This window comes from Clostridium sp. DL1XJH146, from assembly GCF_054819755.1.
In genome coordinates this window covers 1-16,631 of record NZ_JBTVVN010000025.1, presented here as the reverse complement: position 1 = coordinate 16,631, position 16,631 = coordinate 1, and the positions used below count along the sequence as shown (strand labels likewise).

General features: G+C 30.1%; 18 protein-coding genes. All 18 read right to left on the bottom strand.

The window, feature by feature from the left end; genetic code table 11:
* Window positions 1–62: 62 nt before the first annotated feature.
* The 18 genes from spoIIID to ACVHXK_RS12270 all read right to left on the bottom strand — a co-directional run bounded on the left by spoIIID (window position 63) and on the right by ACVHXK_RS12270 (window position 16,537).
* Window positions 63–317: a sporulation transcriptional regulator SpoIIID gene (gene spoIIID / locus ACVHXK_RS12355; RefSeq protein ID WP_461206707.1), complete on the bottom strand. Its 255-nt coding sequence runs from the start codon at window positions 315–317 to the stop codon at window positions 63–65.
* Between the two features lie 110 nt (window positions 318–427).
* Window positions 428–1,267 (bottom strand): peptidoglycan DD-metalloendopeptidase family protein, encoded by an 840-nt coding sequence (locus ACVHXK_RS12350; RefSeq protein ID WP_461206706.1) that lies wholly within the window; start codon window positions 1,265–1,267, stop codon window positions 428–430.
* Window positions 1,268–1,709: 442 nt separating this feature from the next.
* Complete coding sequence (spoIID, locus tag ACVHXK_RS12345) at window positions 1,710–2,774, bottom strand: stage II sporulation protein D (RefSeq protein WP_461206705.1); 1,065 nt, start codon at window positions 2,772–2,774, stop codon at window positions 1,710–1,712.
* 343 nt (window positions 2,775–3,117) lie between these two features.
* On the bottom strand, window positions 3,118–4,371 hold the full coding sequence (gene murA / locus ACVHXK_RS12340) for a UDP-N-acetylglucosamine 1-carboxyvinyltransferase (protein WP_461206704.1): 1,254 nt from the start codon (window positions 4,369–4,371) through the stop codon (window positions 3,118–3,120).
* Between the two features lie 24 nt (window positions 4,372–4,395).
* On the bottom strand, window positions 4,396–5,088 hold the full coding sequence (locus ACVHXK_RS12335) for a hypothetical protein (protein WP_461206703.1): 693 nt from the start codon (window positions 5,086–5,088) through the stop codon (window positions 4,396–4,398).
* A 152-nt stretch (window positions 5,089–5,240) separates the two neighbouring features.
* Window positions 5,241–5,657, bottom strand: coding sequence for an ATP synthase F1 subunit epsilon (atpC, locus tag ACVHXK_RS12330; protein WP_461206702.1), 417 nt, complete (start codon window positions 5,655–5,657; stop codon window positions 5,241–5,243).
* A 15-nt stretch (window positions 5,658–5,672) separates the two neighbouring features.
* Complete coding sequence (gene atpD / locus ACVHXK_RS12325; RefSeq protein WP_461206701.1) at window positions 5,673–7,061, bottom strand: F0F1 ATP synthase subunit beta; 1,389 nt, start codon at window positions 7,059–7,061, stop codon at window positions 5,673–5,675.
* 9 nt (window positions 7,062–7,070) lie between these two features.
* A complete protein-coding gene (atpG, locus tag ACVHXK_RS12320) occupies window positions 7,071–7,928 on the bottom strand; it encodes an ATP synthase F1 subunit gamma (protein ID WP_461206700.1) in 858 nt (285 codons plus the stop codon).
* Between the two features lie 18 nt (window positions 7,929–7,946).
* Window positions 7,947–9,461 (bottom strand): F0F1 ATP synthase subunit alpha, encoded by a 1,515-nt coding sequence (atpA, locus tag ACVHXK_RS12315; RefSeq protein ID WP_461206744.1) that lies wholly within the window; start codon window positions 9,459–9,461, stop codon window positions 7,947–7,949.
* 22 nt (window positions 9,462–9,483) lie between these two features.
* On the bottom strand, window positions 9,484–10,023 hold the full coding sequence (locus tag ACVHXK_RS12310; protein WP_461206699.1) for a F0F1 ATP synthase subunit delta: 540 nt from the start codon (window positions 10,021–10,023) through the stop codon (window positions 9,484–9,486).
* A gap of 2 nt (window positions 10,024–10,025) precedes the next feature.
* A complete protein-coding gene (locus ACVHXK_RS12305; RefSeq protein WP_461206698.1) occupies window positions 10,026–10,508 on the bottom strand; it encodes a F0F1 ATP synthase subunit B in 483 nt (160 codons plus the stop codon).
* Between the two features lie 61 nt (window positions 10,509–10,569).
* A complete protein-coding gene (gene atpE, locus ACVHXK_RS12300) occupies window positions 10,570–10,824 on the bottom strand; it encodes an ATP synthase F0 subunit C (protein ID WP_461206697.1) in 255 nt (84 codons plus the stop codon).
* A gap of 43 nt (window positions 10,825–10,867) precedes the next feature.
* The gene (locus ACVHXK_RS12295; protein WP_461206743.1) at window positions 10,868–11,548 is read right to left on the bottom strand and encodes a F0F1 ATP synthase subunit A; all 681 of its coding nucleotides are present in this window, start codon (window positions 11,546–11,548) and stop codon (window positions 10,868–10,870) included.
* Window positions 11,549–11,655: 107 nt separating this feature from the next.
* Window positions 11,656–12,015, bottom strand: coding sequence for a hypothetical protein (locus tag ACVHXK_RS12290; protein ID WP_461206696.1), 360 nt, complete (start codon window positions 12,013–12,015; stop codon window positions 11,656–11,658).
* Between the two features lie 440 nt (window positions 12,016–12,455).
* Window positions 12,456–13,334 carry a carbohydrate ABC transporter permease gene (locus ACVHXK_RS12285; protein WP_461206695.1) on the bottom strand — a complete coding sequence of 293 codons (879 nt, stop codon included), beginning with the start codon at window positions 13,332–13,334 and terminating at the stop codon, window positions 12,456–12,458.
* Window positions 13,334–14,176 carry a carbohydrate ABC transporter permease gene (locus ACVHXK_RS12280; protein ID WP_461206694.1) on the bottom strand — a complete coding sequence of 281 codons (843 nt, stop codon included), beginning with the start codon at window positions 14,174–14,176 and terminating at the stop codon, window positions 13,334–13,336. Before ACVHXK_RS12280 ends, ACVHXK_RS12285 begins: the two co-directional genes overlap by 1 nt.
* A gap of 247 nt (window positions 14,177–14,423) precedes the next feature.
* Window positions 14,424–15,794 (bottom strand): ABC transporter substrate-binding protein, encoded by a 1,371-nt coding sequence (locus ACVHXK_RS12275; protein ID WP_461206693.1) that lies wholly within the window; start codon window positions 15,792–15,794, stop codon window positions 14,424–14,426.
* A 254-nt stretch (window positions 15,795–16,048) separates the two neighbouring features.
* Window positions 16,049–16,537 (bottom strand): deoxycytidylate deaminase, encoded by a 489-nt coding sequence (locus ACVHXK_RS12270; protein ID WP_461206692.1) that lies wholly within the window; start codon window positions 16,535–16,537, stop codon window positions 16,049–16,051.
* Window positions 16,538–16,631 lie beyond the last annotated feature (94 nt).

Below are 16,631 nucleotides of genomic sequence, written 5' to 3'. Positions count from 1 at the left end.
TATACATATAATTCTTTAATTTCTATATATTCATAAAAAAAAATAGTTTTTTTATATAATTTTTAACCATCTATTGTCTTATATTTCATTTTTGTTGCTTTTCCACCTCGTATATGTCTTTCAGCTTTATTTAAATCTAAAACAATTTTAGCTTCTGTTGCTATTTGAGGGTTTATTTTTGGTAATCTTTCAGTCATATCTTTATGAATTGTACTTTTACTAACACCAAATACTTTTGCTGTTTTTCGTATTGTTGCTTTTGATTCAATTATATATTTAGCAACCTCTAAAACTCTTTCTTCAATGTAGTCCTTCAACTTTCTGCCTCCTTAACTACTATATTAATATTTATGCATTTTTTACTCAATCAAGTACTAATATTAAGTCATTTCCATAAAGGAAATGACTTAATATTATTTACCCATTCCTAATATTTTAAATATTGTAATGGATCCAAACTTGAATATTGAATATCCTCATCTAAACCCTTCATGACTTCAAAATGCAAAAAGTTATTACCATAATCTTCACATGCACCTCTTACAGTAGTTCCTCCTATTTTACCTACTACATCACCTTGCTTTATTTTATCTCCTATATTTAAAGTAATTTCTTTATTTAGATTGCTATATACTGTTCTTAAATCACTTTGAGGATGATATAGCACAACTTTCACACCATCCTGAGTATCTTGAGAAATTTCTTGAACCTCACCATCTATTACTGCAACAACATCTGTATCCAAATCAGCTACTATATCTATTCCAAAATTTGGTCTACTTGTTTCAGTAGTATTCCAAAAAACAGGAACCTCTGAATATGCTCTTGCAAGTGTGCCAACTACTGGATTAATAAAGCTTTGTGCATTGTTTGAAGTAACAGCAACAGTTTTATTTTCTTCTGTAGCAACCTCATCAGTAGTTTGTTCTTGTGAAGTATCAATTTTAGTCTCTTCTTTACCATCGTCACTTACCGCTTCTTCAACTTGTTCTAAATCATTATTTACTAATTCCTCTCCATTCTTCTTTACTTCTAGTGCCCCATCTATAATAGATTTATCATTTAACACAGTATCTTTTCCAAAGGAATCACTAGCTGTATCAATTTCACTATTAATTGCACTATCAATAGCCTCTTCGGTAGTTCTGCTTCTAGATGTCACTGCTGCAAAAGTAGCTACTATACATAGGCACACAAAAAGAATTACATAAAAACCTTCTTTCTTGATAAAATTTGTTTTTTTGTTATTTTTATCTTTAAAGTCCATAAAAACACCTCCTACTTGTAGTTTGTCCGGTATACATTAAAAAATACATTATTTTGTAAAAAACTTTTCCTTATTTTTCTACAAAATACTACATTTCCCGATACAAATTGAAATTCATAATGTTCAACACTGAAATACTGTATAAAGCATTTGCGAGCACGGCAATATTTTTAACTTAAAATCACTTTCAAGCTGTTTTTAAATATATCTTTCAATAAAACCTTCCTTTAAGTGAGTCAATTATCCATAATTTACATTTATCTTTGCTAAAAATAAACACTAATTAATACATAATTCATAAAACTCAGCAAAAACAAAAAGACTCTCCAACTATATCTCGGAAAATCTTTTTTAACTAATAAATTCTTTTTTCTGTATTTTTTATGTATTTTTTATATCTATTTTTTTATACATTGATTTTATATTTTAAATATGAATTGTCTCATCTAACTATACCTATTTCTACTCCTGTATAGTAGTATTTTAAAATCTGATCATATGTCATACCCTCTTCTGCCCTTGCATCAGCGCCCCATTGACTCATTCCTACACCATGTCCATATCCTTTAGTTATTATTTTAACTTCATCCGTCAAGAATTCAAACTCAAAACAAGAAGAATTCAAATTGAATATATTTCTAATTTCAATACCTGTCATAGTTACATTTCCTATTTGTACTGTTTTTATATATCCCGATTCACTCCTGCTGGTAATCCTAATTTGTGATGATAAATTCTTTGTGTTCACGCCAGTATTAGCCACATTATTATTTATCCTTACTACTACATCAGCATTATTAAACAAATACTCATTTTCATATTTAGGAGAACCTTCTTCTCCTGGACTTTCAACACTTTTTAAATATGGAATTTCTTTATTAAATACGTCTATTGAATCTTGAGTATTTCCTGCAGAAGTTGAAAAATAAAATGGTGATAACACTAATTGACCTTCATAGGCTAACACTTGTCCTGATGTTTCTTCTACCGCTTTTGTGATTTTACTCCAATATTCTTCACCTTTACTCTCTGGCCAATACTTAAGCCTTGTCTCCTTATTCATATAAACTTGGCAATTAACATCATCAGTTACATTAGCACCTTTTTTACAAGCCTTCGGGTTACTATTTCCTCCAAATTCTTCAATATGAGCAACAACATAAGTTCTAGCAGCAACAGCCTGTGCTTTAAGTGCTTCGAATTCAAATTCTGCTGGCATTTCTGCTGCTACAACACCTTTAACATAATCTTCAAGACCCAATTTAATTACTTTATTATTTTCAACCAACAAAACATCCACTGAAATGTTATTTGATTGTTGATTCACTTGAATTCCTTTTTCTTCACTATTATTTTGATTAATTTCATTTTGATTAATTTCGTTTTGATTAATTTCATTTTGATTAGTATTAATTTCGAATTCGCTATTATCATTTTGAATAACTATTTTTGAAAAAAACACCATAAAGGCAATAATAAATAAAACAGTTCCCAATAATCTCTTCAAAATATTACACCCCATTCTTTTACCTATTCGTTAAAATGTACTATTATATTTTATTAATTAGATTAAAAATTTATTACACTATAGTATTTGAAAAACACCCAATAATGCAAAAAAGATCCTCATCAAAACGAGAGGCCACTAAAAAAAGTATTCTTTTTCAGTGGCCTCTCAAAACGACGAGGATCTTTTAATTTATTAAAGATTTTCTAACCTTTGAGAAGAAAATCCTCCTTAATTGTAGTTGCCAATTACATTTTACTATGCACTCATTGTGCATTCCCTTTTAAAAAGGTTCTAACTACACTCTACACTCTGCAAATTGCACTCTATATTTTAAAAATAACTATTCTCTTTTCATAAAACCGCCTAATTTATTAATCTTATTCTCAATATTATAGTAGCCCCTATCTATATGAAATATATCCGTTATCTCAGTAACTCCCTCTGCAGCCAATCCTGCAATGACCAGAGCTGCTCCTGCCCTAAGATCAGTAGCTACCACTTTAGAACCCGATAAATTTTTTACTCCTTCTACAACTGCTGTACGACCATCAATTTTGATTTGTGCACCCATTCTCTTAAGCTCAGAAACATGCATAAATCTATTTTCAAAAATTGTCTCTGTAATTATACTATTTCCACAAGTTGTACATAACAGAGCCATTATTTGTGCCTGCATATCGGTAGGAAATCCAGGATATGGCATTGTCTTAATATCTACTGATTTCAATTCACCTGTTGCATCTATAACTATATTCGTATCATTCTTTTCTATAGCAACACCTATCTCTTCTAATTTTGCTATAATTGGTTTCAAGTGTTGTGAATTAATATCATTTATTATTACCTTACCATGAGTTATAGCTGTAGCCGCCATAAATGTCCCCGCTTCTATCCTATCTGGAATAGGTCTATGTTTTATCCCCTTAAGTTCCCTTACTCCCTTAATTAATATAGTATTTGTACCTGCTCCATTAATATTTGCACCCATACCATTCAAAAATTTTGCCAAATCTACAATTTCAGGTTCAGTAGCTGCATTTTCTAATGTTGTAATGCCTTCTGCTAAAACTGCTGCCATCATAATATTCTCTGTTGCCCCTACAGAAGGGAAATCTAAATAAATCTTATTCCCTATAAGTTTTTTTGCAGTTGCTTCAACATATCCATGACCAATATCTATGTTTGCACCTAATTTTTTAAATCCTTTCAAGTGAAGATCTATAGGCCTAGTACCTATGTTACAACCTCCTGGAAGAGCTATCTTAAACCTACCAAATCTAGCTATCATAGGCCCCATTATTAAAAACGACGCTCTCATAAGCCGTACTAAATTAGCATCTGGTTCTATATTTGTTACATTAGATGTATCTATCTTTATTATTTGATTTTCTTTATCTATTATTATATTTGAGCCTATAGATTTTAATACCTCACAAATAACAAAAACATCTTGCAAAAATGGTGCTTTTTCAATTGTGCACCTATCTGCCGATAATATTGAAGCTGCAATTAATGGAAGCACTGCATTTTTAGCTGAACTAATTTCTACTTGCCCATTTAACTTATAACCACCCTGAATAATAAATTTCTCCATTTTTATCCTCCATTTTAATTTCTATTAATAGCTTCTATTTATTTCAGGAGTACCAATAATTAAGTAATTCCCTGAAGAATAATTGCACACTGCAAAATTAAAATCCTTTATAATTCCATTGTTTAATTTTCCAGAATACATATGTGTATTAGCTGTTGTACTAAATCCATTACTTAACTCAATTGTATTAACATCAGATGCCCCAATACTATTAATTTCACTTATCACTTGATTATTCACTTTTTCTAAATTTTTTCCCTCATTTAATTTACATTGCACATACAAACTATAATTTATTTTACTCTGAAAATTTTCATTCAAGTACAACAAAACTTTTTCCTTTAATTTTAATAACTCATAATCTTTATTTTTAAATATTCTCATAACATAATAATACTGATTACCATCATATTTTTTTTGTATTTCACCATTACCATTATCTCCATAAACTTTAATGTAAACTTCATCAGCTTTACTTATAGATTCACTAGCACTATTAACTAATTCACTTTTCAATAAATTCATTAGTTTTTCTTCTTCAAAATTTTCTATTGTTACTATAGTTACTTCAATACCATACTCAATAACTTTACAATCAACTTCTGATAATATATTGTTTATGAGATCATTATTCTTTTTAGCATATGAAATATGATAATTACCAAATAAAAAAATAACTAAAAAGATAAACATGGTAATACTTTTATTTTTACCCATAAATTAACACCATCCTCTTTTTTAATTCTTAACAAAACTGGTGATAATTATTCAGTAAATATATTATTAATATATAGTTTAATGAGTAAATTTGTGAATATATGATTAAGAAAGACTTTTTCTCTATAAAAAAAGATATCTAATCATAATGATTAAATATCTTTTTTTATATCCTTTGTTTTAATTCTAATTAAAGACCTAAGTAATGCATTTCTAGCCCTACCTATATCGACCTTCTCATCTTTCGAAGCAAGTCTTTTTTGAGCCCTTTCTTTGGCCCTTTCAGCTCTTTCCAAGTCAATATCCTCTGGATATTCACAAGCTTCATAAAGCATCAACACCGTTTCTCTGTCAACTTTTAGTAATCCTGTTGACGAGAAAAACTTGACTACACTTCCATCTTCATTTTCTATTTGTGAAATAGTTGGTTCTAAAGCCGCTGTAATAGGTTCTCTATTTGGTAAAATACCAATTTTCCCATTAATTGTTTTAGTGATTATACTAATTACTTTTCCTGAAAAAAATTCTTTTTCTTTTGTCAATATAGTAAGATCAATATTCTTATTCATCAATACCATTCCCCATTACAAAGATTTTGCTTTTTCTACAGCTTCCTCTATTGTTCCTACAAAAAGAAAGGCTGACTCTGGAATATCATCATACATTCCTTCAATTATCCCTTTAAACCCTTTAATAGTTTCTTTAACGGGTACAAACTTTCCTTCTATACCAGTAAACTGCTCCGCTACCGTAAAAGGTTGAGACAAAAACCTTTGTACCTTTCTAGCTCTAGAAACTAACAACCTATCTTCATCCGCTAATTCTTCTATCCCTAAAATAGCTATAATATCTTGAAGTTCTTTATACCGTTCAAGAATATGCTTTATTTTAGTTGCTATTTCATAATGTTCTTCACCAACTATGTTTTCATCAAGTATAGTTGAATTTGATTCTAGTGGGTCAACTGACGGATATATTCCAAGTTCTGCAATACTTCTAGATAAAACAGTCGTAGCATCTAAATGTGAAAATGTAGCTGCTGGAGCGGGGTCAGTTAAATCATCTGCTGGTACATATACTGCTTGAACTGAAGTTATTGACCCACTAGTAGTAGAAGTAATTCTTTCTTGCAAAGCTCCCATTTCTGTTGCTAATGTAGGCTGATACCCTACTGCAGAAGGTATTCTACCTAATAGGGCAGAAACCTCAGAACCTGCTTGTGTAAATCTAAAAATATTATCTATGAACAGCAATACATCCTGCCCTTTATCTCTAAAATATTCAGCCATCGTAAGTCCTGTAAGAGCTACTCTCATTCTCGCTCCTGGTGGTTCGTTCATTTGCCCAAAAACTAAAGCAGTTTTATTTATTACTCCAGATTCTTTCATTTCGTAGTATAAATCGTTACCTTCTCTGGTTCTCTCTCCTACTCCTGTAAATACTGATAATCCACCATATTCTTTAGCAATGTTGTTTATCAACTCTTGAATTAAAACCGTCTTACCTACTCCAGCTCCACCAAACAAACCTATTTTACCACCTTTTTTATATGGAGCAATTAGGTCTATTACTTTAATTCCTGTTTCGAACATCTCTGGCTCTACAGATTGCTCAGTAAAGCTTGGAGCTGATCTGTGAATAGGATAAATCTCTTCTGGAATAATCTCATCTTCTTTATCAATTGTTTTTCCCAAAACATTGAATAATCTTCCTAGTGTATTATTGCCTACGGGCACAGATATTGGATTTCCAGTATCACGAGCTTCCATACCTCTTTTTATACCTTCTGTAGATTCCATTGCAATACTTCTTACTATGTCATCCCCAATATGCTGTTCTACTTCAGTAACTAAAATCTTATCTCCAATTTTAATTTCTATAGCATTTAAAATATTTGGAAGATCATCAGAATCAAATCTAATATCTATAACAGGCCCAATAATTTGAACTACTTTCCCTGTATTTCTATCCATATTACACCCCTATTTCTGAGCTTCTGCTCCTCCTATTATTTCCGATATTTCTTCTGTTATTACATTTTGCCTAACTCTATTAAATTTTGTTTGAAGTTCATCTAATAAGTCTTTTGCACTTCTACTTGCACCATCCATAGCATACAGTCTAGCACCTTGCTCACTAGCTTTACTATTCAATAGCATATTAAGTATCGTTCCTTTTAAATAAGTATCCATAATATGCGTAAGCAATTCTTTTTTACTAGGTTCAAATTCCCTAGCCTCAAGAGTATTTTTACTTTCATTACCCCGAGGAAGAGGTAATATTTTTTCAATAATTGTCTCATGAGTAACTGATGTTATATATTTTGTGTATACACCATAAACTTCACTAACTAAAGAATTATCGTACACTTCTTTTATCTTAGATACAATCATTTCAGCTTCATTATCCCCCGGCGTATCAGAAACCTCAATAAATTCAGCTAGAGTCTCTATATTAGTTCCTCTAAAATATTTATGCCCCTTCTCACCTATTGTAATCAAAACGGCATTGCTTGCATTTTCTCCAATTTCTCCAATAATCTTTCCGATAACATTATTATTAAAAGAGCCACATAATCCCATATCTGAAGTAAATACAACATATAATTTTCTTTCACATTTCTTATCCGTACAATAATTGCTTTCCTCAAATTCATCATCAATTGCTAAATCTAAAACAACTTCTTTTAATTTGCTATAATATCTTTCATTGCTTATCAATTGCCCATTTATCTTTTTCAATTTAGAATTAGCAACTAAATTCATAGCTTTTGTTATTTTCCCTGTGTTCTTTATAGATTTAATTCTTCTTTTAATGGCAACCAGATTTGATTCTGACATAATTCACCTCCTGGCGCTCTATTTAGCATCTATAAATATTTTTTTGAATTCTTCTATTGCTGCTTCCAATTCTTTTTTTATTTCATCATCAAGTTTTTGTTTTTCTTTTATTTTCTTTTCTATATCCCTATGATGTGTATCTATAAAATCAAAAAAGTCGCTTTCAAATTGTTCTATTTTCGGTACCTCTACATCCTTTAAATAATTATTAACGCCAGCATAAAGTATTATAACTTGTTTTTCAACGGAAAGAGGGCTGTATTGATCTTGTCTTAATATTTCAACCAACCTTTTCCCTTTTTCTAATAATTCTTTAGCACTTTTATCTAAGTCTGAACCAAATTGAGCAAAAGCAGCCAGTTCCCTATATTGAGCAAGTTCAAGTCTCAACGTAGAAGAAACTTGCTTCATAGCTTTTATTTGTGCTTTACCACCTACACGAGATACAGAAATACCAGCATTTACAGCGGGTTTTTGATCTGCATTAAACAATTCTGTTTCTAAGAAAATCTGCCCATCAGTAATTGATATAACATTTGTAGGGATATAAGCTGTTACATCTCCAGCAAGTGTCTCTATAATTGGAAGTGCTGTAAGTGAACCTCCTCCTAATTCATCAGATAATTTTGCTGCCCTTTCAAGTAATCTTGAATGAAGATAAAATACATCTCCTGGATATGCCTCCCTACCTGGTGGTCTCCTTAATAATAATGACATTGTCCTATAGGCTACTGCATGTTTAGTTAAATCATCGTAAACAATCAAAACATCTTTGCCTTTATTCATAAAATATTCTCCCATACTGCAACCAGCATACGGAGCTATATATTGAAGCGGAGCAGAATCTGATGCAGTAGAAGTAATAACTATAGTATAATCCATTGCACCTTTTTCAGTTAGTATATTAACAATACGTGCTACAGTGGATTGTTTTTGACCAATAGCAACATAAATACAAATTACGTCTTTACCTTTTTGATTTATTATAGTGTCTATAGCAATTGCTGTCTTTCCTATTTGCCTATCACCAATAATTAACTCTCTTTGTCCTTTACCTATTGGAATCATAGAATCAATGGCTTTTATTCCTGTTTGAAGTGGTTCATCAACAGAATGTCTATCTATAACTCCTGGTGCTTGAACTTCAACGGGTCTCATTTGTCTAGTTTTAATAGGTCCTTTTCCATCTATTGCTTCACCTAACGAATTTACTACTCTACCTAAGAGTTCTTCACCAACAGGAACCTCCATAATTTTACCAGTACTTTTAACAACATCGCCTTCTCTAATTCCTTTTTCAGTACCAAGTAAAACGCAAGCTACATTATCTTGCTCTAAATTTAAAGCAAGTCCATATACTCCATTAGAAAATACTAACAGTTCCCCTTCCATACAATCTTGAAGTCCATATACCCTTGCAACTCCATCACCTATTTGTATGATAGTTCCTGAGTCTACTGTTCCCATTTTACTCTCATAACCTTCTATTTCTCTACGAATTATTGAAGTTATTTCCTCAGGATTTATATGCATCATAACACCTCTTTTCTCTATTTCAGTGTTTCCTTAAAACATTCTCTTTTATTTCATTAAACATAAATTTAACAGATTGATCAATTACATCATCACCTATTCTTAGATAAATACCAGCGACTATATCCTTATCAATAGCTTCTTTTAGAATTACTTTTTTACTATACTTTTTTTCCAAATTACAAATCAATATATTTTTCTGTCTCTCTAATAAAGGCACTGCAGTAACCACATTCGCAATTATGCTTCCATGCTTTTCCAAATATATTTTTTCATATTCTACATACTTTTGTTGAATAAAAAGCAATCTATTTTTTTTCAATAATAAGAGTAAAAAATTTAATAATCTATAATCAATCTTGTCTTCAAATATTTCTTTTAAAATTTTCTTTTTTGTAGTTGTTGGAAATTGAGGATGTTTCATCATTATTATAAATTCATGATTTGCATCCATTATTTCTATTATTTCTTTTAAATCTTTTTTAAATTCCTCTACTTTTCCAGCTTTTTCAGCAACCTCATAGAGAGCCATAGCATATCTTCTATCTAAGTATTCATACATAATTAATTACCAACCTCTGATATAAATTCATCAATTAATTTTCTATGATCTTCCTCTTCTAATTTTTTTTGAAGTACTTTTGAAGATAATAATATTGCCATATCAATTACTTTTTCCTGTATTTCCAATTCAAGCTTTTCTCTTTCTACTCCGAGTTCTCTACTCCCTCGCTCTATTATATTTTGAGACTCTGTTCTTGCATCAGTTATAATATCATGCGAAATTCTTTCAGCTTTTTCTTTATACTCTTCTAAAATTATTTTACCTTGATTTCTTGTATCTTTAACAAGTTCTTTATTCTTTTTATGTAATTCTTCAGCCTTTTCTTTTTCTATTTCTGCATACTCTAGCTTATTCTTTATCTTCTCATCTCTATCTTTAATTACTTTATCAACTCTGTCATAAAAATATTTCTTGAATATAAAGAAAAAAATCAAAAAATTAATCATTGTTATTACAGTTCTAGAAAAAACTATCTCTATCATTAAATAGTCCCCTTTCTAGGTATTGATTCTATTTTATAAATTTTTAATATTTTTATTAGTTCTAAAACAAAAATGCTTTTAACGCTAAAATAAGTCCTACCAAAAATCCTACGATTGCAGTACCTTCTGATAAAGCACCCCCAATAACCAACGCCTTGATTATATCTCCTGCTGATTCTGGTTGTCTTGCTATACTTTCTACAGCTTTAGAAGTTGCATTTCCTGTACCTATTCCTCCTCCTATTACTGATAAAGCAGCTACTCCTGCCCCTATTGCACACATTCCCGCTACAAAAGCTTCTGGTGTTAAATTCATAATAAATTCCTCCTTTTTTTATTTAACGATATTCATAATATTGTTAATGTTCTGACACAATTTTAATATTTATCATTGTGAGCATTACAAATATAACCATTTGTATGGTTCCATCAAATACATCAAAATATAATTGAAATGGAATAGGTATTATTAACTGAGCAATTGGACCTATTTCCCCTAATACAGAATAAATTAATTCCACAATAAATGTTGCCGCTAAAATATTTCCAAATAATCTGACACTTAAAGATACAGGTAGCATAACTCTTTCCATAATGTTAGTAGGCAAAAGTATGGGTAGTGGTTTTAAAAACCCACCGAAATAACCTAAAATCCCATTTTTCTTTATAGTGTATCCTTGTATCACTATAAAAGTAATCAAAGCCATACCTATAGTAACACTTAAATCCTTTGTAGGAGGTTCAAATCCAACTAGTCCTACTACATTCATTAGTAATAAAAAGAGTATTAAACTTCCCACAAACGGTGCAAAACTGACTTTATCTTTTCCCATATTATCTTCAACAAATCCATTAACAAATTCAACAAATATTTCCAAATAATGTTGTAACTTACTCGGTATCTCAGTTAAATTTCTAGTTGAATAAAATGAGAATAATAACAATATTAAAATAAATGCCCACTGTACTATTATTCCTTCTGTTATACCAATATCAAGTCCAAATATTTTAATAAAAAAAACTGGGATAGAGCCTTCCACATCCACATAATCACACCCTTAATTGAACATTATCATTATTAAAAATTATCCTTAGTAGCTAATTGAACATTATTATTTAAATATACCATAATCAAATTTTAAAATGCCTATTTAAAAATATAATACAAAACTAGTGACATGTAATGAACAAATATACCAGCCAAAAAGAAAAACACGGAATATGGTTCTTCAATAAAAAACCAAAACCCTATTAATGCAATAATAAAAATTCTTAAATAATAAAAAATAACTATAAGAAATCTATAATTAACTTTTTTCCATTGAAATAATCTCACTGTAACAAATTCATTTGAAATAAAACTTAATAAAGCTATTGCCATTCCTAATAAAGCATATATTGTATATCTCCGAAATAGACTATACGTAATTATTATTAGTATAATCCCTAAAAATATGTCGGTTTTATATTTTTCTTTAAATACGTACAGATACTTTTTATTCTCCATAATACCTCCAACGTATAATAAACTTAAACAATAACCTTACTGCCGTCAAATAATTATATATCATTAATTATTTAATTTAAAATTATTACTTTCATATTTTAAAGGTTATATATTTAAATTATGCTATATAAATTAATTCTACTCAAATGTTATACCATTTACTTTATATCTTATCATATACCTAGTTATATCTTCCATTTTCTTATTTGACTTTATGTTTTTAATTGACTAAGCAATAATGATTATTATGTAAACGCAAACAAAAACTACTGATAAAATAGTAGTTTTTTATATTTGAAGTTTTTTATAGTAAAAAACAAAAGGATTTTTACATAAAAACACACTATATAGAGTCAGATTGATAAATGTACCTCTATATAGTGTAGTTAAAGTTTAACTAAATTACAACAATCTCAGTTAGTATACTTTCAATATTAATACTAACCCTTTACAGAACCTGCCATTACCCCTTTAATAATATATTTCTGGCAAGCAGCATAGAAAATAATTATCGGAATAATTGCCAAAACTAGCATTGCCATCATTGCACCCCAATCAATAGATCCATATCCACCTTTTAAGTACTGAATTGCAATAGGGATTGTTTTGTATTTTCTTATATCTAACACTAAATATGGTAATAAATAATCATTCCAAACCCACATTGCTTCTAATATTGCCACTGTAATAGATGTAGGTTTTAAAATCGGAAAAATGACCTTAAAATACATTTGTATTGGATTACAACCGTCAATCATGGCAGCCTCTTCAATTTCAAGTGGAATACTTTTTATAAATCCACAAAACATAAATACAGCTAATCCTGCACCAAATCCAAGATAAATAAAAACAATACCAACAGGATTCCCTAAATGTAACATATTTGCAATCTTAGATAATGGAAACATTACCATTTGGAATGGTACAATCATAGAAAATAAACATAAGTAAAAGATTGTTTTTGAAATTGCACTATGTACTCTTGTAATATACCACGCCGTCATAGATGTAAATAATATAATCACCACCACAGTGCATACAGTAATGAATAATGAGTATCCAAAAGCAGAGAAAAAGTGTATCTTTTTTATTCCTTCTATATAGTTCTCTATTCCTACAAAAGATTTTTGTAACCCAGCAAGAAACGAATCCAAACCATCACTTAATTTATTTGGACCCATTTGAAACGGATATTTATTAACATATGCTTTACGTTTAAAGGAGTTAATTATTACAATCAAAATAGGTACTACATAAAATAAACTTACTAGAGATAGTAGCACGGTTATTATTCTATTACCGTTTTGCTTTTTTGTCATTATTGTTGTACCTCCTTTCGATTTGTAAGTTTATTCTGTCCTACAGCAATTGCAGCAACAATAACAAAGAACACAACTGCTTTTGCCTGACCTACGCCTTCCCAACCGGTTCTACTATAAAATGTATTGTAAATATTTAATGCTAACATTTCAGACATTTTTGCTGGTTCACCTGCTGTTAAAGCTAAGTTTTGATCAAATAATTTAAATCCATTAGTAAGTGTTAAGAATGTACAAATACTAATTGATGGCATTACCATTGGTATTGTTACATTTTTTATCATTTGCCATTTATTAGCTCCATCAATTTTTGCTGCTTCAATTAATTCATTTGGTATATTTTGAATTCCAGCAATATAAATTACCATCATATAACCTATTTGTTGCCAACAAAGCAAAATAACCAAGCCCCAAAAACCATAAGTTTCACTGTAAACTAAGGTTCTAGAGTAATTTGCTAATATACCACTAAATATTAATTGCCAAATATATCCTAGTACAATACCACCAATAAGATTTGGCATAAAAAATATAGTACGAAATACATTTGTTCCACGAATTTTTCTTGTTAAAAGCATTGCAATTAAAAACGAAAGTAAATTAATAGCAATTACTGTTACAACAGCAAATAATGCAGTATACCATAATGAGTGGAAAAATATTTTATCAGTGAAGATTCTGGTATAGTTTTCAAAACCAACAAATTTGGCATCAGTAATTGTGGTAAATTTGCAAAATGATAAATATACGCCCATAATAAAAGGAATAATAAAGCCAATAATAAATGCTATTAGTGTTGGTAATACAAAAAACGGGAAATATTTTTTTATTGATTTTTCCATATATCCATCCTCTTTTTTAGTCTTTGTATAAATAAGAGTGTGAATGTTACTACAATCACACTCTTTTTTATTATTTAATTATCTTTTGAACAGTGTTGTTACTTACACTATAATTTTAGAATAAAGTCTCTATTTTAAAAATTATAGTTTACAGAGTGCTGTTAGGGTGATACTTTAACCATAGTTAAACTATTGCTTAACAATCGTTTAACTATGGTTTAACTCTACTCTACATAATTATCTAAAATTAGTGTGTTGCATTATACTCTGTTACCCATCCATCAACAAATGCTTTAGTCACATCATCCCATGTTCCAGTTTCTGAAGCATATGCAGTTAATGCAGAACCTACACCGTTTTTCCATTCTTCAGAAGGCATTGTTGTAAATGTCCATGCTACAGCAGTCTTTCCATCTTCAATATACTTATTTGCTTCAGCTACAAAAGGATTAGATGTTACATATCCATCATCAAAAGTATCAAATGGTGTTACAAAGTTCATTTCATTTGCTAAAATGTCTCTTCCTTTATCACTTGTAATTACCCAATTAAGGAAATCTTCTGTTGCTTTTTGGTCTTCATCTGATACCTTGCTATTAATACACCAATAGTTCTCAGAACCAGTACATAATCCTTGGTCTTCTTCACCATCAGCTCCTATATATATTGGCATCATGCCTAAATCTTCATCTGATAATACTCCAGCATCAATAATTCCACTATATGCCCAAGTACCATTTTGATAGAAAACTGCATTTCCTAAAGCGAAATCTGCATTTGCTTCATCTCCAGTTTTTGTAGCAATCATAGTTGGTTCACAAGTTGAATCTGTAATATACAAATCCCAAATTTGTTTATACTCATCTAGATAACTTCCTTTTATTGCATCTGTTGAGCCAATTCCATCTTCTTTATATTCATAATAAATTGGTAAGTTTGCTAAGTGAGTCTTAAATCTCCAATCTGAAGATGAATCCATTCCAGCTGATGTAAATGCTCCTTGTAAATCATAATCAGCACCAGCTGCTGCGCTTACTTCATCTAATCTTGATTGAATATCATCTGCAACTTCTTTTAGTTTATCAAAATTATTAATTTCATCTATAGAAGCAACTTTTGCTCCATCCATTCCACAATATGCTTCTAAAACTGTTTTGTTGTAAATTATTCCATATGTCTCAATAACATATGCTATACCTGCAACTGAGTCACCATCGTTAAGAACAAAATCATCGCTTTTAACATGTTTGTAAACTTCACTCTCTGATAAATCCTTACAATAATCTTTGCATGAAGCTAATCCAACTGATCCATTCACTTGAAACAATGTAGGTGCTTCATCTTTTGCCATTTCTGATTTTAATGTTGCTTCATATGTGCCTGAAGCTGCTGTAACTACTGTAGTAGGTATACCAGTTTCTTCTTCATAAGCTTTTGCTATGTCTTGCCATTGCTCGTCTTGTTCTGGTTTGAAGTTTAAATAGTAAACGGAACCTTCAGCGGCAACCTCAGCATTTGAATTTGAATTTGCATTTGCCTCATTTGCACTACTACATCCTGCTAATGTAGTAAGTACTAATCCCATCGCCAACATTGTTGCTACTAATTTTCTTTTCATAAAATACCCCCTATAATATAACTTCTAAAGTTTAACTAAACAACTGTTGCGCAATTGTTTGCACTTTATGGCTTTATTATATCGCATTATAATTATCATGTCAATTATAATGTATGAAAAATTTTTCTTTTTTTTATTATAATCAAATTTTTCCCATCATACAAACGTTTGTATTAGTAGTTCTGCTCCTTTAAATAACTTTTTTTCATTATTTTTACTGTATTTAATTAGTTTTATACCCATTTTATAGGGTTTTAATATCCTGTTTTTTCTCCAAGAGAATCATCTTCTTCTATCCATTTTTCAACCTTTATACATCTATATGCATCTTTCGTATCTCTAATAACCACTTCTTCAATACCTGAATTTATTATCATTCTTTTACACATTGTACACGAGTTAGCATTTTTTACGAAATCATCTGTTTTCACTTCTTTACCTACAAGATACAATGTAGATCCTATCATGTCTTTTCTTGATGCACTTATAATAGCGTTTGCCTCTGAGTGTACTGAACGGCATAATTCATATTGAGTACCTCTAGGAACATTTAATTGCTCTCTTCTACAATATCCAAGATCGCAACAATTTTTTCTCCCCCTAGGAGCACCCGTATAACCACTTGAAATTATTTCATCATTTTTAACTATTATCGACCCATAATTTCGTCTTAAACATGTACCTCTTTCAAGTACTGTTTCTGCAATATCTAAATAATAATTGTGTTTATCTATTCTTTCCATATTCTATACCCCTTTTGTCACAGTTCACAGTTCACAGTTCACAGTTCACAGTTCACAGTTCACAGTTCACAGTTCACAGTTCACAGTTCACAGT